This is a genomic window from Ligilactobacillus sp. UO.C109 (assembly GCF_026847815.1).
Classification (GTDB): domain Bacteria; phylum Bacillota; class Bacilli; order Lactobacillales; family Lactobacillaceae; genus Ligilactobacillus; species Ligilactobacillus salivarius.
This window is the reverse complement of sequence record NZ_JAPSFH010000012.1, coordinates 1-20,544: the sequence shown is the minus strand read 5'-3', so window position 1 is coordinate 20,544 and position 20,544 is coordinate 1. Positions and strand designations below refer to the sequence as shown.

The 20,544-nt window shown below is 31.0% G+C and carries 25 protein-coding genes and 2 pseudogenes; 14 read left to right on the top strand and 13 right to left on the bottom strand.

Going from position 1 to position 20,544, the window contains the following annotated elements; all coding sequences use genetic code 11:
* Positions 1-439: 439 nt before the first annotated feature.
* The 7 genes from OZJ21_RS03595 to OZJ21_RS03565 form a co-directional block, all read right to left on the bottom strand.
* Positions 440-1,339 carry an Abi family protein gene (locus tag OZJ21_RS03595; protein ID WP_195219382.1) on the bottom strand — a complete coding sequence of 300 codons (900 nt, stop codon included), beginning with the start codon at positions 1,337-1,339 and terminating at the stop codon, positions 440-442.
* Between the two features lie 54 nt (positions 1,340-1,393).
* Complete coding sequence (locus OZJ21_RS03590) at positions 1,394-1,702, bottom strand: DUF2628 domain-containing protein (protein ID WP_268857461.1); 309 nt, start codon at positions 1,700-1,702, stop codon at positions 1,394-1,396.
* Positions 1,703-1,815: 113 nt separating this feature from the next.
* Complete coding sequence (locus OZJ21_RS03585; protein WP_268857460.1) at positions 1,816-2,322, bottom strand: hypothetical protein; 507 nt, start codon at positions 2,320-2,322, stop codon at positions 1,816-1,818.
* A gap of 123 nt (positions 2,323-2,445) precedes the next feature.
* Positions 2,446-3,093: a hypothetical protein gene (locus OZJ21_RS03580; RefSeq protein ID WP_268857459.1), complete on the bottom strand. Its 648-nt coding sequence runs from the start codon at positions 3,091-3,093 to the stop codon at positions 2,446-2,448.
* Between the two features lie 148 nt (positions 3,094-3,241).
* Positions 3,242-3,391, bottom strand: a complete 150-nt coding sequence (locus OZJ21_RS03575) for a hypothetical protein (RefSeq protein WP_268857458.1) — start codon at positions 3,389-3,391, stop codon at positions 3,242-3,244.
* Between the two features lie 39 nt (positions 3,392-3,430).
* Positions 3,431-3,838: a DUF6782 family putative metallopeptidase gene (locus tag OZJ21_RS03570; RefSeq protein ID WP_268857457.1), complete on the bottom strand. Its 408-nt coding sequence runs from the start codon at positions 3,836-3,838 to the stop codon at positions 3,431-3,433.
* Positions 3,839-3,843: 5 nt separating this feature from the next.
* Positions 3,844-4,218 carry a helix-turn-helix domain-containing protein gene (locus OZJ21_RS03565; protein ID WP_268857456.1) on the bottom strand — a complete coding sequence of 125 codons (375 nt, stop codon included), beginning with the start codon at positions 4,216-4,218 and terminating at the stop codon, positions 3,844-3,846.
* Positions 4,219-4,422: 204 nt separating this feature from the next.
* Here OZJ21_RS03565 and OZJ21_RS03560 point away from each other — a divergent pair, with 204 nt between their 5' ends.
* Both OZJ21_RS03560 and OZJ21_RS03555 read left to right on the top strand, forming a co-directional pair.
* Positions 4,423-4,572: a hypothetical protein gene (locus OZJ21_RS03560; protein ID WP_268857455.1), complete on the top strand. Its 150-nt coding sequence runs from the start codon at positions 4,423-4,425 to the stop codon at positions 4,570-4,572.
* A gap of 74 nt (positions 4,573-4,646) precedes the next feature.
* Positions 4,647-4,787, top strand: a complete 141-nt coding sequence (locus OZJ21_RS03555) for a hypothetical protein (protein ID WP_268857454.1) — start codon at positions 4,647-4,649, stop codon at positions 4,785-4,787.
* 2 nt (positions 4,788-4,789) lie between these two features.
* Here OZJ21_RS03555 and OZJ21_RS03550 read toward each other — a convergent pair whose 3' ends face one another.
* Positions 4,790-5,518: a hypothetical protein gene (locus tag OZJ21_RS03550; protein WP_268857453.1), complete on the bottom strand. Its 729-nt coding sequence runs from the start codon at positions 5,516-5,518 to the stop codon at positions 4,790-4,792.
* Between the two features lie 105 nt (positions 5,519-5,623).
* Here OZJ21_RS03550 and OZJ21_RS03545 point away from each other — a divergent pair, with 105 nt between their 5' ends.
* The 5 genes from OZJ21_RS03545 to OZJ21_RS03525 all read left to right on the top strand — a co-directional run bounded on the left by OZJ21_RS03545 (position 5,624) and on the right by OZJ21_RS03525 (position 7,595).
* Positions 5,624-5,815 carry a helix-turn-helix domain-containing protein gene (locus tag OZJ21_RS03545; RefSeq protein ID WP_118272607.1) on the top strand — a complete coding sequence of 64 codons (192 nt, stop codon included), beginning with the start codon at positions 5,624-5,626 and terminating at the stop codon, positions 5,813-5,815.
* A 2-nt stretch (positions 5,816-5,817) separates the two neighbouring features.
* A complete protein-coding gene (locus tag OZJ21_RS03540; RefSeq protein WP_268857452.1) occupies positions 5,818-6,024 on the top strand; it encodes a helix-turn-helix transcriptional regulator in 207 nt (68 codons plus the stop codon).
* Between the two features lie 64 nt (positions 6,025-6,088).
* Positions 6,089-6,862, top strand: coding sequence for an ORF6N domain-containing protein (locus OZJ21_RS03535; RefSeq protein ID WP_268857451.1), 774 nt, complete (start codon positions 6,089-6,091; stop codon positions 6,860-6,862).
* Positions 6,863-6,876: 14 nt separating this feature from the next.
* On the top strand, positions 6,877-7,143 hold the full coding sequence (locus OZJ21_RS03530; protein WP_268857450.1) for a helix-turn-helix domain-containing protein: 267 nt from the start codon (positions 6,877-6,879) through the stop codon (positions 7,141-7,143).
* A gap of 272 nt (positions 7,144-7,415) precedes the next feature.
* Positions 7,416-7,595: a hypothetical protein gene (locus OZJ21_RS03525; RefSeq protein WP_268857449.1), complete on the top strand. Its 180-nt coding sequence runs from the start codon at positions 7,416-7,418 to the stop codon at positions 7,593-7,595.
* A 315-nt stretch (positions 7,596-7,910) separates the two neighbouring features.
* Here OZJ21_RS03525 and OZJ21_RS03520 read toward each other — a convergent pair whose 3' ends face one another.
* Both OZJ21_RS03520 and OZJ21_RS03515 read right to left on the bottom strand, forming a co-directional pair.
* Complete coding sequence (locus OZJ21_RS03520) at positions 7,911-8,759, bottom strand: aldo/keto reductase (protein ID WP_328284332.1); 849 nt, start codon at positions 8,757-8,759, stop codon at positions 7,911-7,913.
* A gap of 210 nt (positions 8,760-8,969) precedes the next feature.
* A complete protein-coding gene (locus OZJ21_RS03515) occupies positions 8,970-9,593 on the bottom strand; it encodes a MarC family protein (RefSeq protein ID WP_268857448.1) in 624 nt (207 codons plus the stop codon).
* Between the two features lie 361 nt (positions 9,594-9,954).
* On the opposite strand from OZJ21_RS03515, the gene OZJ21_RS03510 reads away from it, so the two are divergent.
* On the top strand, positions 9,955-11,076 hold the full coding sequence (locus OZJ21_RS03510) for an NAD(P)-dependent alcohol dehydrogenase (RefSeq protein ID WP_095758342.1): 1,122 nt from the start codon (positions 9,955-9,957) through the stop codon (positions 11,074-11,076).
* Positions 11,077-11,181: 105 nt separating this feature from the next.
* Here the strand turns inward: OZJ21_RS03510 and OZJ21_RS03505 are convergent, their stop codons facing one another.
* On the bottom strand, positions 11,182-11,832 hold the full coding sequence (locus OZJ21_RS03505) for a hypothetical protein (RefSeq protein ID WP_268857447.1): 651 nt from the start codon (positions 11,830-11,832) through the stop codon (positions 11,182-11,184).
* A 2-nt stretch (positions 11,833-11,834) separates the two neighbouring features.
* Positions 11,835-12,854 carry an AraC family transcriptional regulator gene (locus tag OZJ21_RS03500; RefSeq protein WP_268857446.1) on the bottom strand — a complete coding sequence of 340 codons (1,020 nt, stop codon included), beginning with the start codon at positions 12,852-12,854 and terminating at the stop codon, positions 11,835-11,837.
* Between the two features lie 267 nt (positions 12,855-13,121).
* Between OZJ21_RS03500 and OZJ21_RS03495 the strand changes: the two genes are divergently transcribed.
* The 4 genes and pseudogenes from OZJ21_RS03495 (at position 13,122) to rhaD (ending at position 17,393) form a co-directional block, all read left to right on the top strand.
* Positions 13,122-14,381 (top strand): MFS transporter, encoded by a 1,260-nt coding sequence (locus tag OZJ21_RS03495; RefSeq protein ID WP_268857445.1) that lies wholly within the window; start codon positions 13,122-13,124, stop codon positions 14,379-14,381.
* Between the two features lie 20 nt (positions 14,382-14,401).
* Positions 14,402-15,757: pseudogene (gene rhaB / locus OZJ21_RS03490) on the top strand (rhamnulokinase); the annotation flags it as partial.
* A 7-nt stretch (positions 15,758-15,764) separates the two neighbouring features.
* A pseudogene (locus tag OZJ21_RS03485) lies at positions 15,765-16,490 on the top strand (L-rhamnose isomerase); the annotation flags it as partial.
* Positions 16,491-16,577: 87 nt separating this feature from the next.
* Positions 16,578-17,393, top strand: coding sequence for a rhamnulose-1-phosphate aldolase (gene rhaD, locus OZJ21_RS03480; protein ID WP_268857444.1), 816 nt, complete (start codon positions 16,578-16,580; stop codon positions 17,391-17,393).
* Positions 17,394-17,696: 303 nt separating this feature from the next.
* On the opposite strand, the gene OZJ21_RS03475 is transcribed toward rhaD, so the two are convergent.
* The gene (locus OZJ21_RS03475; protein ID WP_268857443.1) at positions 17,697-19,412 is read right to left on the bottom strand and encodes a hypothetical protein; all 1,716 of its coding nucleotides are present in this window, start codon (positions 19,410-19,412) and stop codon (positions 17,697-17,699) included.
* Between the two features lie 152 nt (positions 19,413-19,564).
* On the opposite strand from OZJ21_RS03475, the gene OZJ21_RS03470 reads away from it, so the two are divergent.
* Together OZJ21_RS03470 and OZJ21_RS03465 are read left to right on the top strand one after the other, a co-directional pair.
* The gene (locus tag OZJ21_RS03470; RefSeq protein ID WP_268857442.1) at positions 19,565-20,062 is read left to right on the top strand and encodes a hypothetical protein; all 498 of its coding nucleotides are present in this window, start codon (positions 19,565-19,567) and stop codon (positions 20,060-20,062) included.
* Complete coding sequence (locus tag OZJ21_RS03465; protein ID WP_268857441.1) at positions 20,059-20,391, top strand: hypothetical protein; 333 nt, start codon at positions 20,059-20,061, stop codon at positions 20,389-20,391. Before OZJ21_RS03470 ends, OZJ21_RS03465 begins: the two co-directional genes overlap by 4 nt.
* The last annotated feature ends 153 nt before the right edge of the window (positions 20,392-20,544 follow it).

The window sequence follows — 20,544 nt, the reverse complement described above, 5'->3', positions numbered from 1 at the left end:
CGCAGGAGGCTATCGATGCGTACTGTTGGATATGTACGTTCAAGCAACAAGTCTGTAGATGAGTCAAATGCTTATCTACTTAAGGACAAGTTGTGATGAGGAGCGAAATTTAGTAGCGAAGTGAGAGACGTCACACTGCCAAGAAAAGCTTCTAGTTAGAGTTTAATCACCCGTTTACCTCCAAAATTAAATTGAAAGTAAAAAGAAGATGTTAGCAACACACAGCTTTTAATGACTTCAGTGTATTGGTCAATATGAATGTATGTTCTTTTTAGTTTCTAGTTAAACCCGTCGTTTTTTGACGGGGATAAATATATTCATTCATATATACGAAAAGGGACAACTATTTCTAGTCGTCCCTTCACTTGATAACCAATATTGATGTTAATCTCTATTAGCTAACGGTCTTACCGTTATTTCCTTAATTAAAAGGTTACTACTATTCATTTAAGTAGTCAACTAGTTTTTGTAGTATTGATAAAAATGTGGTTAATTTTGGATTATCTGAGTACCATTCGCTGTTTAAATTAAATCTATTAATTAAAGCATTTCCTTCTTCAAATTTATGTTCTCCCATTTTTTTACTTTGAATTTTTTTATGTAAATAAAAAGTCGATATTAAGTCATTAATTTTCAAGTCATGTACTTGATTATTAGGTATATTCATTGTCGCTGCAATAGACATAACTGCTGCACTTGGACGACTTAAAAATTCTTTATCTGAAAAAAGATTTACTAATAAGGGAGTATTATGAGCACAAGCATTTCTTATATTTTTACAATACTTTAAATGATGAGAAATTTGATTAATACTTTTTATCTTTTTCCTTTTATTGTAGAATTCAACAAACATTGAAAGATTACCAAAAGTTGTTGTTTCCAAGAATACCCAGATAGGTGTGTTTTCTTTATATTTCTCATACATATCATTAAGATATTTATTCTTCTTTAGATACAACAATGTTTGATTAAATTGTGAAGGATATTTTTCTTTGAAGTCGTTAACAATACTATATCCATCTTCATCTATATCATTAGAAATATAATTAATTAATCTTAATTTTATACCATGTTCTATGTCTAAACATAGAGATAGTAAATAATTTCTAAGGTGCATATCAATTACTGCTAAATCTGATAAATATGCAAAATCCAAATTGTTATACTTGCCATTACCATCTTTAGAAAAATTAACCCTATAGGAAGCAACTTTAAAATAATAATTTTTGGTATTTAAAAGGTGCAGAGCATCTAACTTAGACATTTTATCAAAAGTAATATTTTTACTTTCCATATGATTAATTAATTCAGAATTGGTTAACATAATTTTCTTTTCCATCAAATCACGTCCTTTCAAAATAAACCCACCAAAAAAATGATGGGTTTAATAATATTATTTTATAAATCCTTTACTTGTTAAAATTTTTCTTGAAGTATCGTCAGAAGCAACATATCCACTAGCTAGTAAGTCGTTTATATATAATTTATTATAAATGAATGCAAAAACAAAATTAACGATACCTGCACCAATACCACAAGTCGGAATACCTATTACTAAATTAATGATCAAGAGTATACCAAACCATTTCCAGTCACCTCTAAATAAAGGCGGAAATAGACCGAAGAAAAATACAGTCCAAGAAAAACCTACTTTGACTTGTTTAACTTGATTAGTGCTTGAGTTAGAAAGATTTACTTTCATAAATAAACTCTCCTTTACTTTTTAATCAGCTTTTAAAGACATCAGTATTTGGTCATTTCAATCTAAAACACTGTCAAAAGTATTAAAGAATATCCTAATTCAGTTAACCTAAATTATTTGGTATACCACTTAAATTCCTTATAATTAGTTAGTTTTGAATGACCAATAGCATTTTTACCGTAATAAAAGGTTAAGAATGTTCCATCTACAGCTTGTTCATCAGAGATGTGCTTGTTTTCTACTAAACAAGCAGTAATCATTCCTTGTACCTTTGAACTTACTTCATCTAATTCATCAACGGTAAGGTCAGTGATTTTAGAGTTGTAATAAACATCTGCTTGCATAGTTTCGTTTATCTTTATTTTCTTTACGTATGTAGCATAATCAAATTCTGGATTTGGAGTACCGTTATCTGTTGGGTTTCCATTTTCATCTAAAGTTCCTTCAGCAAAGCCTTGATCTTCTTGTAAATAAGCTTTCATTTCTTTGTTAACTTTTTTCAACTTTTTCTTGCTGATAGAACTGGCTGAAATAGTATAATTCTCGCTTAAAGAAGAATAAGCAGGAGCTATAGTCAATCCTAGAGTCATTAATGCAGTATACTTAATAATTTTTCTCATATAAAATCTCTCCCTGAATTTTATTTTTCGGATTAGCTTTTAGTGACTTCAGTGTATTGGTCAATATGAATGTACGTTCTATATTATGTATTTTTAAACCCGTTAATTTTGGCGGGTTATTAATTAATGATTCAAATTAATTTTGAATTGAATATCGCCATACTCAATTTCAATATATTTAGTATCTGCATATGGTTTTTGTAGATTAACCCAAAAATGAGTAGTCCCAATATGGCCTTTTGAGACTTCATCTTGTCCCTCTTGTTGATTTATAATTTCTCCAGTTTTTCCGTCATCATCGTAAACTTTAAAATTCCAAATTGATGGTAAGAAACCTTCTGAAGAGTCTATATTTTCATAATCTACAGTAATTTGAATTCCATTTTGTTGAGATACTTTAAGAGTTGGAATATCGCCATTAACCAAGCTCATTCCATGATCATCAAAGTTTTGGTCAGCTTGTGTAATCTTCAAACCATACATATCATTTTTGTATTGTTCGTTTAAACCATAAACTTTAGATTCGGATGATTCACTTTCTGAACTTGATGCACTTTCTGCAGAATATGTAGTATCTTCAGTTGTGTTAACTTGTTGTTCTATTGCAGTGATAGCAAGCGAACCAACGATAACTAATAAAGCACCTGCAGCAGAAACGATACCTGGAACTCTTAAAGGCTTTTTTCTTACAAGATTAACAATCAACCATATAAGCCCAACTATCAAAGCAACAACCCCAACCAAAGTTAAGATTGATACAAATAAATCCATATTTTTCTCCTCCTGAAATACATATAACTAGAGCTTTTAAAGACATCACGTATTGGTCATTTCAATCTAAAACACTGTCGAAAGTGTTTTAAATACTCAATCCACCCATAATAATCCGTCGTACACTATCTTCAAATGACATTGTGAGTTAGATAATCTTAATTAACCAGACGATCAAAGTAATGATGATTGCTACTGAGAAAACACCACCTTGAATATTAATGCTCAAATCGTATTTGCCACTTTCTGTTGTTTTAGAATAATCGAACTTACCTAATAATATTTTTTTCCAATCCATAGCTGTTCACTCCTTTAAATAATAACCACACCAACAATTTTAAAAACTCAATCCACTCATAATAATCCGTCGTACACTATCTTCAAATGACATTGGTAATTTTTCGCTTTCTAGGAATGATACGCAATTAATATCAGTAGGATCAGTATTTGTTGTTAATATGTAATTTTCTAATAATTCTCTTAACATAAAGTCATTGGCTTTGGATTCCATTTTGGAACGTGGAACAAGGTAGTCATTGTAAGAACCAATAACTTTATCATCATTAAATATGTGTCCTAACTCATGCAATAGGACTTTAATTTGTTCATTTTTGCTCAATTCAGATTTTAGAATGATAGTCCTTTTTTCTGGTATGTAAAATCCCTCATTGTCTAGCCCATCTAAAATAGCTACTGTAATCTCATTCTCTCTCAAAAAAGCATCTATTCTATGGTTAAACAACATAACAATTACTTCCCTTGATTTTTATTATCGTAAAAACCTTTTAAATAAGCTTTAATAATTTCTCTATCATTTTCGGTCATTTTCTTACCACCAAAAGAACGAGCGTTATCTATCATCTTATCTAAATCTTCAATATCAGTTGTTTTAGCATCATCATCTTTTTTCTCAGGACGTCCGAGCAAGTAGTCGGTGGTTACGTTGAAGTAATCAGCTAATATATTTAATGTATCGGCTCCTGGTATGGTTCTGCCAGTTTCCCAAGATCCTACCGCCTGTTGAGAAACATGTAAAAGTTTTGCTAATTCTGATTGTCGTATACCTTTTTCTTTTCTTAATTCTTTAATTCTTAAACTTAATAATCCCGCATTTTTTTCAGCCATAAATATCACCATCCTATATATTGTTTTATGGTTATATTTTATAACTTTTTTTGCTTAAATACTACTTTTAATAGAGTTGACAACAAAATGTAGTTAAATAAACAACAAAAAATAAAAAATCACTTAAAATACAACTTTAAATAGTATAATATATACATGTAAGGTTGATTGATACCTTATGAATACTAAAGAAAGGAGCAAGTTATGATTGAAGCTTTAGCAATAAAAATAGCCTTAGCTTTCTACATTACAGATAAACTTCTTGATTTTTATAAGAAGTATCTTGAGACTAAAAAGCTAAGGCTTGAAACTAAAAAAATAAAATCAGAACAGAAATATAAACCGAAACATTGACGTTCTGATTTAACCACAATGAAAGGGGCTTGCCCCTTGATTTGTGGCACCTTCATCATAACATAGTATGAATTATGGATACAATATTAATTGTTTTACTAATTATTTCAGTTGTCTTGAATATTGTTAATTGGGTATACGATTTTAAAATCAAGAAATTAAAAAAAGAACAAGAACAACTAAAAAAAGAGCTAGATGAATTGAAGAAAAAATAAGGTTATTGTAAATAATCTGATATATTCTTCAATACGTTAAAAATCATTTTAGAACCTTCTACAGCACCGGGAAGTTGAGCGATATTATTAAATAAAAAAAATAAGAGGGTGAAAAATTGAAGAGGATTAGTAGGTTTATTGCTTGGACTTTTATCTCTATTACTATCTGGGGATTCGTCGAACCTGTTATTAGACTCTTTGGAGGTTGGAGCCTGGTAGGTAATGTTTACAGTATCTATGTTGTAATTAATTACGGTTTTTGTATTATCTGTGTTTTTAATTCTAGGTTCTTTAATAAAATCAGAAGAATTTATATTCTTATTGTAAAGAGTTTTATCGATATTTTTTGACAAAAGATCATTAACTTTATCAGGATTTTGAAGGGATTTGTTAATAATATCTTCTAACATTACTGGAATTCTAAAATCTGATTTATAGTAATTTGAAAAGTTAGATATGTCGATTGTGGGTATATTGATTTGAAATTTAGAATTTTTTTGTAAGTATTTAGTATATTTTTTAAAGGGTAGATTTAGTATTTCATTAACATTTAATTGTATTTTTGATATTTCATATAATAATCGAAAATCATACATTTGTTTAATCGAACGATTTAAATTGTTTAATGGGTCAGTATAAGTTTTATTTATTGACTTAGTTATAGTTGCTAGTTGTTTAGAAGCTGTTATTAGTGATTGATTTACTTGTGGATATAAGACATTGTTATCCATATAAATAAAAACCTTCTTTCAAATTTTATATTTACATGATTAATTTTACTACAATATATTGCAGTGATCAAACTTTATAACACTATATATAGGGTGGTGATAGGTGTGTGGGATCAGTTAGAAGAATTACTTAAATCCAAAAACATGACTAGATACAAATTAAGTAAATTAACAGGAATTAGACAAACAACTTTGCAAAGTTATAAAGATGGTGTTGAACCTTCATTTAAGAATATGTGTAAAATAGCAGATGCATTAGATGTTAGTTTAGATTACTTTAGAAAGAGAGATGATTAAAAATGGCTACAAAATTGAAAGTTTTGAGAGCTGAACATGATTTAACACAAGAAGATTTAGCTGAAATTTTAGGAACAACACAAAAAGTAATTTCAGCGTGGGAAACAGGTAAGGTTAATCCTAGACCAGTTATGATGCAGAAAGTAGAAGATTTTTTCCATGTTCCCAAGGAAGAAATTTTTTTTACAGCTTTTAACTACACAAAGTAGTATAAAACGTAAAATTAAAGCAGAAATAACGTTTTTAAATTATTTTTAGAAAGAGATGAACACAATGAATGAGCTAAAAATTCTAGGAACTGAAAAAATTGGTAGCTTTGAATTCACTGGAATTGAAGGTGGTTTTGGTGAAGATAAGAAAGCTATGTTAGTGAAGGACATTGCAGAAATTCATAATAGACCAGTTTTTAAAGTTAATGAATTAATTAACAGAAATAGAAAGAGATTTAAAGATGAAATTGATGTTATTGATTTGAAAGAAAATAATTTCGCTATCTTTCTAAAGGATAGCGGATTTACACAAAATCAAATTAACGCATCCAACAACATCTACCTACTCTCAGAACGTGGGTATGCCAAGTTGCTCAAAATTCTTGAAGATGACAAGGCTTGGGAAATCTATGACGAGTTGGTGGATAACTATTTCAATATGAGATACGTCATCCAAAAGCAAGATTCATATATGATTACTGATCCAGTTCAGCGTGCTAAACGTTGGATTGAAGAGCAAGAAGAGCATCAAGTTAAGTTAGCAATGGCTAAGCAAGAAACAAAAGATGTTCAAGATAACACACCAATATCTTCTAAAGATTATCAAGTGTTATCTAGAAAAATTGGTCAAAAGCTAGATCGATATCTTAGTCAGCATCAAATTTACAACAAAAACCAAGTTGCTTTGTTGAGATGGGATTTAAATAATGCAATTTTAAAAGCTACGGGAGTTCCTGCAAGAACATTGATCAAACAGAAACATTTTACAGCTATTGCAGAAGCATTAGTTAATTGGGAACCAAGTGAATCAACGTTAGAAAAGATGAAGGCTTATTAGGGTAGGTGGCATAAATGATTGTAACAGCTACTTATGACATCAAACTTTCAGAAGAAGATTTAGAAATGATTACTGAAAGAGTCGTTAGAAGAACAAATCAAGATAGCAACAAAAATAAGTTATTAAACATAACAGAAGCAGCTAAGCACTGTGGTGTATCTCCAACAACGTTTTATAGGTGGAGAAAAAGAAATAAAAATCTTCAGGATATCGAACTAACAGCTGGTGGGGTTGTTCAGTTCAGAGCTGAAGATTTAGATAAGTTTTTAGAAGGTAAATAAGAAAGTTAAAGAAGATGTTAGCAAATATTCGTCCCTTTAAACAGGGATAAGTTTAAATAAATTAAAGCAAAGTAGGAAGTTTAATGGAACCAGTTTTAGCAGTGATTGTAGCGTGTATAGCTTACGTAATAATTTTCATATTGGTGAGTTGGTTAAAGGATGTTTTTACATGGAGGAAATGATATGTGGTGTATTTACGGTATTCTGCTATGCATAGCATACGCAGGTTTCGTTGATTTGTATAGAGCATGGAAAAGAAAGGATAAGGAGAAATGAAAACCTATATATTGCTTGATAATTTAGAGCATGTCTTAAAACAGATAGAAGATAAACGTGATGAGGATTTAGTTACACACCCTGAAAATAAAATTATTTGGGAATGGGCTACTAATAATTTCGAAAATAAAATAGCAATGGAAAAAGAAAAATTAAAGAGGGTATATAAAAAATAAAAGAAGCACTATTGGTAGTACTTCTTAAAAAATAACTATTAATTATCATCTAGTAGAGTTAGTGCAGAAACATCATGTTCAAAATCGTAACTATCCCAGTTATCGTTAGGATCCCAAGCAATATATTTATGTTGCATAAGATCAATCATATTTCCTAGTTTATCAATAGCTTCATTTAAGCTTTGGGTTTTAATTTCAGGACTTATAAGGTTACTACCATAAAATGAACGAATGTTTGAGATATGCGATTCTCAAACTTTTTTTGTAAAAAAATACCGATTAGAACTTTATAAACTAATCGGCATAAAGTAATTATTAGAATGTAGCAGTATCTGGATCAGTTGCTAAATGAGTAACTCCACGTAATCCATCTAATTTCTTCATTTCATCCTCAGTTAATTCAAAATCAAAAATGTCAGTATTAGATTTAATATATTCAGCATGAACAGATTTTGGAAGTGGAAGGAAACCATGTTGCAACGACCAGCGAAGTAGAACTTGAGGTACGCTATGATTGTGAGCTTCAGCAACTTCAGCAACTAATTCATTACGCAACAAATCACCAGTACCTAAAGGACTATAAGCTTCATTTAAAATATCGTGTTCCTTATTAGCAGCTAGTACATCTGGTTGAAGATCGCTAGGATTTAAGTAGTTTTGGTTAACTGCAGGAACGATATTAGCAGTCTTCAATAATTCATCTAAATGATGCTTGCGGAAATTAGAAATACCAATTGCACGAATTTTACCAGCTTTAACGGCTTCTTCCATAGCTTGCCAACTTTCAGCATTTAATTCAGCCCAATGCTCGCGTACTGCTACTGGGTTTGGCCAATGAATTAAGTATAGATCTAAATAATCAGTATCTAGCTTTTGTAAACTTAAATCGATGGCTTTTTTAGTAGCTTCATAACCATGAGAATCGTTCCAAAGTTTAGTTGTCAAGAAAATATCATGACGGTTAACACCACTTTCTTTGATGCCTTGACCAACACTAACTTCATTACCATAAGCTGCAGCTGTGTCAATATGACGATAACCAACTTCAAGTGCTGTTTTTACGGATTCACGAGCAACGTCACCATCTGGAGTTTGCCATGTACCGAAACCGACAACAGGGATTTCTACACCGTTATTTAATTTATATGTGTCTGTTAATGCCATTTTAATACCTCCATAAATAAGGAATCGCTTTTATTATATACCTTACTATTAGTAAGTAGCAAATGATATGTTTTGAGGAGAAAGAAAAATATCCTGACTGTGAAGTGCCTTACAATCGTTAAACTTTGTCTAACAATTGTAAGGCACTTCATAGAAATTATTTTCTAAGGGAGTATATTATAAATTTTAAAGTTGAACTAACTAAAACTTTTATTTAAGAATAGGAAAAGCTGATTGTAATCCTAGAATAGCCATATGAACGCCAATCGTTGCTAAAATTAAACCCATCATTCTAGTAATAACATTCATTAAATTTTGTCCTAGTTTAGCCACAACTAGCTCGCTGTAAGTAAATAAGAAATAAGTGATTATTGATAATGTTATAAAAGAAATTATAACAATTAAAGGATTGATAGATACTGCTAAATTCATAGTTGTTGCAATTGTTCCAGGGCCGGCTAAAATAGGCATAGCTAATGGTGACACTGCAATATTGATATTATTGTCAATTTTTGGTTCTTTTGATGAAACATTGTGTTGTAAAGAAGAAGTATTACCTTGTAACATGTGATAGCCAATTAGCCCCACTAAGAATCCACCAACAATTCGTAAGGCGGCTAAATTAATTCCAAAAATATTAAGTATAGTTTTTCCGCCTAATGCAAAAATAGAAACGATAATTACGGCAATTGTTAGTGCATGGAAGGCTATATTCTTAACTGTTTTTAGATTTTGACCACTTGTTAAACTAATAAAGACAGGTAAATTAGCAATGGGATTCATAATTGCAAAAAAAGCCATAAAAGTAACGGTAAATTCATTAATCAATTTCATAAAATCACATCCTAAATATTTTTACTAATATTATATCATGATAAACTCTATCATTATTAATTTGTTATTTTTAACATAGGTTATATATTATATATAACCAAAAATATTGGTATAATATCTGTTCTTAAACATTGTATAGATAAATATATAAAGTATATGTAAGAAATTTATTTTTTTGTAAATTTATATACATAAATGTATTAACAAAAAATTATAATGAAGTCATTTTAAACTTTAATGAGGTAACTAAGCTAAGATAACATTAAAAAATGACACTCAAATTAACTATTTTTGATATTGAAAAAGAATTCACAAATTAATAAAATATAATTGTAAACGATATCAAAGGTGGTAATTAATTATGAAAATAAAAGCAGCAGTAGTAGAAGAAGTGGGAGCACCATTTGAAATTAAAGACAATATTGATCTTCACGAAGTAGGACCAACAGACTTACAAATTCACATGGTAGCATCAGGTATCTGTCATTCCGATGAAGCCATCCGTAAGGGCGATGCCTCGCTAGGTTATCCAGTTATTCTAGGTCATGAAGGTTCAGGAATTGTTGAAAAAGTTGGTAGTGAAGTTAAAAACTTTAAACCAGGTGACCATGTAATTCTTTCCTTCTACTCAGATGGAACATGTGATAACTGTTTGAAAGGTGTACCAACTCAATGTAGAAGTTATGCTAAATATAATTTGTCGGGAACTCGTGCAGATGGTGATGATCATTTTCAAGAAAATGGTAAGCATATTTCTGATATGTTTAATCAGTCATCATTCACAACAACTACAGTGGTAGATCAACGCAACGCTGTAAAGGTTGATAAAAATCTAGACTTACGTAAACTTGGACCATTAGGATGTGGCTATGTTACAGGCTCTGGAACAGTATTAAATACTTTGAAACCAAAACCAGGTGACACAATTGCAGTATTTGGTACAGGTGCTGTAGGTTTAGCTGCTATGATGGCAGGTCGTATTTCTGGATGTATCAAAGTTATCGCAGTGGATATTGTACCTGAAAGATTGGAACTTGCTAAAGAGTTAGGAGCAACTCATACTATTAACAGCAAGGAAGAAGATGCAGTTGCTAAGATTAAAGAATTAACCAATGGATATGGTGTAGATTGGACTATAGATACAACAGGTTTGCCAGCAGTTATTAAGAATGGAGTTGACGCTTTAGCACAAGGTGGTACATGTGCAGCAATTGCGGTAACACCACACTTAATTGAAATCTCTACTTGGAATGATTTATGTGTAGACGACAAGAAGATTGTTGGTGTAAACATGGGTGACTCCATCCCTCAAATTGATATTCCTCGTTTAATTGAATTCTACAAACTAGGATGGTTTGATTTCGACAAGACTGAAAAATTCTATGATTTTGAAGATATCAATCAAGCAAATCAAGATTCTGTTTCTGGTAAGACAATTAAGCCAGTATTAATTATCGATAAAGAATATCAACCAGGTGAATAGAATAAATGAAGTTCAGACTATTAAGAATTATTCCTAATAATCTGAACTTTTTTATATATAGCATAAAAATAAACCTGATTTCGGAATTTACCGAGATCAGGCTTTTTAGATATCATAATGTTTAAGGTGCTTAAATGCATGTATGTCAAACCACTTAATCATAGATCCCTGGAAGAAAAATGAGATAATAGTTCCAATTCCTACAGCCCAAATTGCATGTGAAATAACAGTGGTAATTACAATAATACTTAGTGGAACTAGGAAATGTATTATCTGTGCTTTAGTAGCATCGCCATGCAAGAACATAAATCTAATAGTTTGCATGAAATCATCATTAGAATGCAAAACTATGTTAGCACGCTGATATAATGACGTTCCTAATGATATAAATACAATTCCTAGAATATCTAAAACAATGCGAATTAAAAGTAATTGGTGTTGTAAATTTAATCCTTCTAAATAATTAGTAAAATATTGAACTAAAATGCTAAATGGTGTAATAAATAATAAATCTAATAAAAATTTAGAAATCTTTTGCTTTTTATCTATCAAAGAAACTAGGCAGTTAATAGCCAAACCTTCTAAGAAAATTACCAAACTCAAACTATTAATAGAAAAACAATTATTGATATTAACCGCTGATGCGGTCCAAACGGCACTCCCAAGATTAGTAGAGATAGTCAAAGCATGACCAGTAGCATTAATAAGTAATGAAAGAACTAAAAACATAAAACGTTTTCTAAAATCTATATACATGATTAGATAAGTCCTTTCAGTGATGATTGAAGGTCATTTTTTCTCTTAGAAGAATCTCTGATTTCAGAAGGTAAGCAACCATACTCTTCTTTGAATTTCTTATAAAAGGAATTTTTATTATTGATCCCTACTAATTGACTGATTTCCGAAATTGGAAAATCAGTTGATTTTAGTAAATATCTTGCTTCTTTTAAGCGATGCTGTGTTCGTAGTTGAACAAAATTTTTACCTGTGACCTCTTTTATCAGAGAGCTTAAATAATTTTCGCTATAACCATATTTTTTAGCAAGATCAGGTAAGGTGATATCAATATAATTTTTAGAAATATCTTCAATAATATTTAGTATTATTTTTTGACGATAATCCTTAATTTGGTTTGTTGGTAAAGGATAGTATCTCATGATTTTTGATAAAAGAATCTTAAGATAAGAGTTGATAATAGGGTAGGCGTAAGGCCTTTGTAAATAATACTCATCAATAATTTGATCCATCGTTTTAGTAATGTCTCTGTTATGTGGAAAAATAAAGTATTTTCTCTTATTCTCGTTTTTTAGAGAAACATTTAAAAAGAATTCAAAAACAGAACTGTTTTCACTATGCATACTACCTAGAAAATCAAGAGAAATATCCTTATCTCTGAAGAGTAGATTTATCAAAATGTCATCTTCTGATAGTTCATGAACAGAATGAGGGCAACCAATATCCATCAAAAGAATATCGCCGGCATTGAGAGTAACAACCTCACCATTAACAATCTGCTTGCAGGATCCAGTAACCATATAGTTAATTTCTAGAAATTCATGGGTATGTCGTGGATAATCAGCAAAACGATTATGTTTACTAATATATACAGCATTATGCTTAAACAAACTTTGATTAAGTGTTGGAGCTGCATTATGATGGCTTTGATCAATATCGATGGCTGAAATAGGCAAATCTTCAATAAAAGTATGAGTAGCCTTTTGTTCTTTTTCAATCTCTGTATATTCGAATAATGAATTTAATATCTTTCTATCAATCACAGAATCAACCCCTAAATATAAATATGTTAAATTTTATTATATAAAATAGTAGAAAATGACACTAATATAACTTCTTATGGTCCAAGATTATTTTAATATAGTAGCTTTATTTAATCAATAACAACAAAAAGTAAGTAAAACTCAATATTAAAAAATGATACCATTTTAGAGTGTTAATGACATTTTATTTAGTTTTAAAAACGGTTAATATTGTAAATGTAAACAAGAGAGCGCTATCTTAAATTTATTATTTAGGAGTGAAAAAACATGGCTGGTAACAAAAAATTTGCTACTTGGGCAGTATCATTAACTAACTTTTTAGATTTAAGCTGTATTGTAGCTGGTGCTAGTGGTTTAACTTTATGGACTTCTGCATTAAAACTAGATAATTTTCAAGTTGGACTTTTAGGAGCTTTGAGTGCTAATGCTTTTGGATCAGCAATAGGGGCTTTAATAGGTGGTCATCTTTCAGATAAGTATGGTAGAAAAGTAATTTACATATATGACATGTTGGTATATATGCTAGGAACTTTAATTGTTGTATTTTCAATGAATTTCCCAATGCTTTTAGCTGGTTTTATAATCACAGGTATCGCAGTTGGTGCAGGGGTTCCAGCTTCATGGACATATATTTCAGAAACATCAGACGAAGGAAATCGTGCTAAGAATATTGGTATTTCTCAGTTCTCATGGTCAATGGGCCCAGTTATTATCTTCGTTGCCGGAACGTTACTTGCTCCACTAGGTTTATTAGGAAATAGAATTTTATTTGCATTATTAACTTTAATTGCATTTATAGCTTGGTTATTGCAAAGAGGATTAGATGAATCTCAAGAATGGGTAGAACAAAAGCAAAAAGAAAAGGAAACAGGCGAAAGGCCTCATCCATATAAAGACTTATTCTCAAACGCAGTAAATGTTAAATCGGTATTATTCTTGATTGGTGTATATATGTTCTGGAACTTAGTAGCTGGAGCAATGGGATTCTTCATGCCATTTGTTTATGAAACTGTTGGTGGTTTATCAAATCTTCAAGCTAACTTACTACAAGCAGTTCTTTGGATCTTTACAGCTTTAGCAGGATATTTTGGATTTGCTATGTATGGGGATAAGGTTAACCATAGAGGATTTTACTTTGTAGGTGCTGCAATGGCAGTAATTTCATGGTTAATTCTAACTTATGTTGGTATGAGTTGGACAGCTTTAATCGTATTCGTTGTGATCTGGGGTATCTCTGCAGGTATTGGTGCGCAAGCTTGGTACGCATTATGGGCAACAGAATTATTCCCAACTAAGTATCGTGCAGGATCTCAAGGTGTTATATTCTTCGTTGTTTGTGGTAGTGCAGGTATCTGGTCCATTTTCTTCCCACTTATTTTACAAAACATGGGCTTCAAAGCAGCTGGAACTTTCATGATTGGTTTATTAGTAGTTTCTCTAGTAATCGGTACATTGTGGATACCTAAGACAAGAGGAAAATCTTTGGATGAAATTACAAAAGAACGTTATGGAGATAGTGAAAAATAAATTGGAAGAAGGTGAACTCATTGAAAGCATATGTTGCAGTAGATATTGGTGCATCTAGTGGACGTCTTATGCTAGGACAATTAGAAGACGGAAAGCTTAAGCTTCAAGAAATGCATCGTTTCAAAAACGGATTTGAATTTAAAAATAATTACGACAGATGGAATATTGATTATTTAATTGATGAAATTTTTAAAGGGTTAGAAAAAATAAAAGAATCTGGATATACAGAAGTCAGCTTAGGAATTGATACTTAGGCTGTAGATTATGTACTAGTTGGTAAGGATGGAAAGAAATTACAAGATCCAATTAGTTATCGAGATAAAAGAACAAGTAATTCAATTAATGAATTAACAACTGAGGTTTCTAAGGAATATATCTATAAGAAAACAGGAATTCAGTTCTTAAACTTTAATACTTTGTACCAATTATTTGAAGAAGATAAAGAGTTATTGAAGAAAACAGATAAAATTATGATGATTCCTGATTATATAGGATACATTCTCAAAGGAAAAGCTGTAACTGAAATTGTAAACGTTTCCACTGCGCAAATGTTGAGTTTAAGAGAAGGATTATTTGATAAAAATCTATTAGAAAAAGTCAATGTATCCTCAGATCAATTTGCAAAATTAGTAGATGCTGGAACAGTTTTAGGAAATTTAAAAGAAGATTGGTACAGCAAATATGAATTACCAAAAGTAAATGTTGTAACAGTAGCAACTCATGATACAGCTTCGGCGGTTATTGGGACACCATGTGAAGGACAACATTGGGCATACTTAAGCTCAGGAACTTGGTCATTAATTGGAACTGAATTAAATATTCCAGAAAATGGGGCAAAAGCCTTTAAAGAAAATTACACAAATGAATGGGGAGCTTATGGAACATATAGATTCCTAAAGAATATTATGGGTCTTTGGATGGCTCAATGTGTAAAGAAAGAACTAAATGATCAATATAGTTTTAGTGAATTGGCAGAATTAGCAGGTGAAGTAGAACCATTTGAGCAATTTATAAATGTCAACGATCAACGCTTCCAAAATCCAGGAAATATGATCCAAGAAATCCAAGCTTATTGTCGAGAAACAGGACAAAAAGTTCCAGAAACACCTGGAGAAATTATGATGGCTATTTATTCAAACTTAGCGTTATTCTACGCAAATGAGATTAGTAAGTTAGATGACATTATGGGCTATCATATTGATACTTTGAATATAGTTGGTGGCGGATCTAACGTAGCGTTGATGAATCAACTTACAAGTACAATCGCAAATGTAGATGTGTATGCGGGACCTAGTGAAGCTACAGCAATTGGAAATATTCTAGTACAAATGATAACAGCTGGAGATGTATTAAATGTTTACTTAGGAAGAAGAATTAGGATAACAATCAGTTAATAACTTCTGGATTCCAGATGGATTTAAAGATAATCCAATTGATAAACTTTCTCCACGCAAACGTTTGATTAAATCGTTGGATGAAATTATCAAAGAAAAATATAATGAAAAGAATACAATTGAAGCCTTTGAAGGTAAATTGTTTGGTACAGGTATTGAATCATATACTGTAGGTTCTCATTTATTCTATAACAACTACGCTATTACACGTGATAAATTATGGACAATTGATGCAGGTCACTGGCACCCAACAGAAGATGTTTCAGATAAATTCTCAGCATTTATGCCATTTGGTAAAGGCTTAATGTTACATGTTTCTCGTCCAGTACGTTGGGATAGTGATCATGTAGTAATCTTTGATGATGCATTAGTAAGGATTGCTCGTTCACTAGTTCGCGATGATTTGCTATCTAAGACAAATATTGGACTAGACTTCTTTGACGCTACAATTAATCGTGTTGCTGCGTGGGTAATTGGTGCACGTTCTACACAGAAGGCATTATTACAAGCAATGTTAGCTCCAATTGACGACTTGAAAAAAGCTGAAAATGAATACGACTTTACTAAACGTCTAGCAGTTACTGAAGAATTGAAGTCCTTCCCATTTGGTGCAGTTTGGGATGAATTCTGTCAACGTAATAATGTTCCAGTAGGTTTAGACTGGATGGATGAGATTCATCGTTATGAAAAAGATGTTCAATTTAAACGTAACTAGAAAATAAATTAGGATTAAGTCAGTCACAAAATATTATTTTGTACGGGATAGGCTGACTTAATTTTAGTGGAAAGAAGAGAGTATGTAATGAAATTTATTGATTCTAAATTTATGAGAGATATTTGTAATGTAACTAAACAATCATACGATAATAGTTGGGATGAACGTAACGGTGGTAATATCAGTATTCGTATTACTGAAGATGAATTGAAAGATTTTGACGATGTTAAAGAAGTAAAACGAACTTTTGATTTAGGTTTTGATGCTAAAGCTGTCGCAGGTCAATATTTCTTAGTTACAGGAACTGGCAGATATTTTAGAAATGTAATTTCAAGACCAACAGAAGATGTAGGATTAGTTAAAATTACTGAAGATGGTAAACATGCTGATTTACATTGGGGATATGAAGATGGTGCTAAACCAACGAGTGAATTCCCTACGCATCTAATGTCACATATTGCGAGACTAAAGACAGATAAAAACCAACGTGTAGTAATGCATTGCCATCCTACTAATTTTATTGCGATGTCATTTACACAAACTTTAGATGAAAAACGTCTTTCAAGAATTTTATGGAAGATGCAAGCTGAATCATTAGTAGTTTTCCCTGAAGGCATAGGTATTATTCCATATATGACGCCAGGAACAAATGAAATTGGTGAAGCAACTGCAGCTAAGATGAGCGAATTTAAAGTAGTTATGTGGCCACACCATGGTATTTTCGCTGTTGGTTCAGATCCTGATGAAACATTTGGATTGATTGAAACAGTTGAAAAAGCTGCATTAATCTTTACGACTATTCAAGCACAAGGTGGTAATATTTTACAAGATATTACAGATGAAGAACTTAAAGAATTGGCACAAGCATTTGGTGTAACAGCTAATAGCAAGTTTTTGAAATAAGGATATAAATAAGTAAGGTATGATTCTAAAAAGTAGGTCATACCTTATTTTTTGGATATATTTAAATCTGTCAAAATTGACAGGCTTGCTAAAATTCTAACTTCATTTGCTTAGATTGGAAAATTCTGCTAACCAAAATTCTTTAGGGAGAATAATACCAACACTGTTACCAATATTTCTAACTTTAATTTGTTTCATGGAAATCATCTCAAACTAATTATAAAGTTATAACTGGAGAGATAAATATCCTTATAAGTGCAAAAAAGCCCCAAAATGAATTGAGGCTAAATGTAGTATTTATAATTACTTTAAGTTATGGTTGGTAAATTTTGTTACGTTTCCAATACTTTGTCCATTAACAATGTTGGCTTTAAAACTAATATTGTCACCACTTCTAAGCAAGTTAGCTTTGGCAAAATCATTAGTATCGATGGTGTAAACAACTTGACTATCTTTGAGAGTAAACATTACTTTGTTTTTATTGGATACTATTGCTACTCTATCTACTGTTCCTGTAATCTGCTTTAGGTTACTATTAGGTGTATTTGATGCTTTAGCTCCACTGTTTACTAATGCTTGTCTAAAATCATCTAGAGCACTAATTGGGGAGGTGCCTGTTCCGTAAATAGATTGATCTTCAGCATCGAGATAATAATATCCTCTGATTGCGTGTGTTTTATCTAAAATAGTCATGATCCATGTTGGTCGTCCATCTACGTTATATAGGATAGGCATATTGGCCGTCCATTGTTGAGCTTTGTAATTTTGGTTAGCATTACTCTTAGCACCAGAACTATCCATAATTCCATTAGCTTTGTAATAAGTTAATTCACCTGTACGAGCATTAATCATGGAATAACCTAAAGCAGAATCAGATTTAGTATTAGGGTTAGTAAAGTCTGTGAAGTAGCTAATGGTTCCATTTTCGTTGAATATTGAAGTTACGCCGTCTTCTGGGCCATTATTAGTTGGTTCTTCCATATCTGTTTTACCTAAGAAACGATTCCAAAATCCGTGCTTGTAACTACCATAATTACTGTTCATTTCTGCTGCAACATCTGAAGTGATACCTTCATCAACAAATTTTGGCAAATTAGATAATTTGTATGTTTTAGTTTTTCCTGTAACAGAGTTCATAACAATGACTCTTAGTTTTTTGTAGTTAATTCTGTGACTTAGGAATTCAGATTTATATACTGTTTCTACCCAATAAGGATTTCCATTATTGTCAATTTCTAGCTGTGCGCCGCCATCACCTAATTTCAACCACTGTGGATTATTTCGATATAGTTGTCTTTCGGCATCTCTTTTGAAATAGGCACTTGTAGTATATTTGTACGGTTTTTTGATAAATTTTGGTGTCGCATTTTGACTCGTTGCATCAATCATAAAATAGCCAGGAATATTTTTTGCCTTCATCATCGCAAAGAATCCTTGGTATTCAACGGGTACAATATAGACTGCTTTACCATGAATATATTGTGCTTGCACAGTTCCGGCAATTTTGTAGTATTGACTATTTGGTAAATCAGAAACAGCTTTTCTTACTCGATTTAAAACGGTTTTAGGTGCTAAGGCTACAGGAGTTTCACCGCGTTTAAATGTTGGAGCTTGTTTGGAACTGACTTTTTTTACCGAAATTGAATTATAAGTTGGCTTAACTGATAGTATTGAATGTAATTCACCGCCAACTGCTATCAAAAGTATAACCATAACTACTGATAATCCAATTGAAAAAGATTTATTAACCCATAATTTTCCTCGGCGAATATCATCATCAAAATTTCCAATAAATAGATTTAAAATTAAGAAAATTCCACCGAAAATGGCATTTCCTAGTAACAATGAGAGTAAGTTTCTCGATGGGAGTAAGAAATAAACAAAAATAAAAATTAATAATATTTCTAGTAATAAAATACTTAATGATATTAATGTTTGCTTTTTATTTCTTAAAAATATCGACTTACATACAAAAATTATGATAGCTAAGAGACTGTACATTAAGGTCATAACTAACATGATTTGACAACCCCTTTAATAAAAATTAGTTAATTAATTATAACATATTCTTTGTAATTTTTTATTAATGTACTATCTTTACTATAAATAATGAATAAAATTAAAAATAATTATATAATTAGATTGAGCAGCAAAGAAAGGTTGTGGAAATAATGAATATAATTACTACAAAAGAAAACAGGAGCATAGCAGCTAAGCTTTGGGATAAAAAAGACATTTCCTGGATGGCTAGAAAGAATAGATTTAAAGAGGTAAAAGGGGCTAAATTTGTAGATTGGAAATTAGACAGTATCAGTGTAAATGAGGAAGATTTTTATTTATTAGTGCAGGAAGACTTAAACATATATATTGCTTTTGTTAAAGAGTTAGCAGAGTTTGCATTTCAAATTTTAACAAGAGAACTAGATCAAATTTATGCCATACCTCAGGAACAGATAAAGCTATATAAGAAAGCTCTATTTAATGGCGATGTTATGAAAATTAAGACAAGAAAGAATGTTAAAATAAAATTGTCTGAACTAGAGATAGACGATATTAATTATTGCTTAGAATCATATGATGTAAGGTTACCAGATAAAGAAAAGATTATGTATTGTATTGAATTAAGCAATGTTCTATCTATTAAAAGTCAGTTTGGAAAAATAAATTGAATGACAATAATGTTTATCATATCAAATTAGGCAGGGCAAAGAAAAAATATAGTTACGTTACATTGGATTGTAATTTTGAACATTTTGAAAAATGGGATAAATATACGGGATTAAGTAAGAATGATGAAAAATATAAGGATATAAGAAAAGAAATTATTGGAAATAACAATAATATGATTGAACAATATCTGGAATTTATAAAGTCAGAAGAAAGCTTTCCAACTATGCCTCCGCTTGATCAACAAAGGGATATCTTGGGTGCTTACTTAAATGAGTACCTCTTAAAAGATAAGATTCAGACTATAATAACAAATGCAGCTGTTTTATAGTATGATATTTCAGTATATTTCACAACATTCCACAAATGCTAATTTAACAATATTTTTGCGATATTTGAAACATCTAAATACAATTATATATTTCTCAAAATATCAAAAAAGTATGCATCAAGTATGCACACTTTTAATAGTTAGAAATTAACA

Bases quoted from the DNA above. Each gene is read 5' to 3' on its own strand.
- OZJ21_RS03595 (WP_195219382.1), bottom strand. From the start codon at position 1,339: ATGGAAAAGAAAATTATGTTAACCAATTCTGAATTAATTAATCATATG.
- OZJ21_RS03590 (WP_268857461.1), bottom strand. From the start codon at position 1,702: ATGAAAGTAAATCTTTCTAACTCAAGCACTAATCAAGTTAAACAAGTC.
- OZJ21_RS03585 (WP_268857460.1), bottom strand. From the start codon at position 2,322: ATGAGAAAAATTATTAAGTATACTGCATTAATGACTCTAGGATTGACT.
- OZJ21_RS03580 (WP_268857459.1), bottom strand. From the start codon at position 3,093: ATGGATTTATTTGTATCAATCTTAACTTTGGTTGGGGTTGTTGCTTTG.
- OZJ21_RS03575 (WP_268857458.1), bottom strand. From the start codon at position 3,391: ATGGATTGGAAAAAAATATTATTAGGTAAGTTCGATTATTCTAAAACA.
- OZJ21_RS03570 (WP_268857457.1), bottom strand. From the start codon at position 3,838: ATGTTGTTTAACCATAGAATAGATGCTTTTTTGAGAGAGAATGAGATT.
- OZJ21_RS03565 (WP_268857456.1), bottom strand. From the start codon at position 4,218: ATGGCTGAAAAAAATGCGGGATTATTAAGTTTAAGAATTAAAGAATTA.
- OZJ21_RS03560 (WP_268857455.1), top strand. From the start codon at position 4,423: ATGATTGAAGCTTTAGCAATAAAAATAGCCTTAGCTTTCTACATTACA.
- OZJ21_RS03555 (WP_268857454.1), top strand. From the start codon at position 4,647: ATGGATACAATATTAATTGTTTTACTAATTATTTCAGTTGTCTTGAAT.
- OZJ21_RS03550 (WP_268857453.1), bottom strand. From the start codon at position 5,518: ATGGATAACAATGTCTTATATCCACAAGTAAATCAATCACTAATAACA.
- OZJ21_RS03540 (WP_268857452.1), top strand. From the start codon at position 5,818: ATGGCTACAAAATTGAAAGTTTTGAGAGCTGAACATGATTTAACACAA.
- OZJ21_RS03535 (WP_268857451.1), top strand. From the start codon at position 6,089: ATGAATGAGCTAAAAATTCTAGGAACTGAAAAAATTGGTAGCTTTGAA.
- OZJ21_RS03530 (WP_268857450.1), top strand. From the start codon at position 6,877: ATGATTGTAACAGCTACTTATGACATCAAACTTTCAGAAGAAGATTTA.
- OZJ21_RS03525 (WP_268857449.1), top strand. From the start codon at position 7,416: ATGAAAACCTATATATTGCTTGATAATTTAGAGCATGTCTTAAAACAG.
- OZJ21_RS03520 (WP_328284332.1), bottom strand. From the start codon at position 8,759: ATGGCATTAACAGACACATATAAATTAAATAACGGTGTAGAAATCCCT.
- OZJ21_RS03515 (WP_268857448.1), bottom strand. From the start codon at position 9,593: ATGAAATTGATTAATGAATTTACCGTTACTTTTATGGCTTTTTTTGCA.
- OZJ21_RS03510 (WP_095758342.1), top strand. From the start codon at position 9,955: ATGAAAATAAAAGCAGCAGTAGTAGAAGAAGTGGGAGCACCATTTGAA.
- OZJ21_RS03505 (WP_268857447.1), bottom strand. From the start codon at position 11,832: ATGTATATAGATTTTAGAAAACGTTTTATGTTTTTAGTTCTTTCATTA.
- OZJ21_RS03495 (WP_268857445.1), top strand. From the start codon at position 13,122: ATGGCTGGTAACAAAAAATTTGCTACTTGGGCAGTATCATTAACTAAC.
- rhaD (WP_268857444.1), top strand. From the start codon at position 16,578: ATGAAATTTATTGATTCTAAATTTATGAGAGATATTTGTAATGTAACT.
- OZJ21_RS03475 (WP_268857443.1), bottom strand. From the start codon at position 19,412: ATGTTAGTTATGACCTTAATGTACAGTCTCTTAGCTATCATAATTTTT.
- OZJ21_RS03470 (WP_268857442.1), top strand. From the start codon at position 19,565: ATGAATATAATTACTACAAAAGAAAACAGGAGCATAGCAGCTAAGCTT.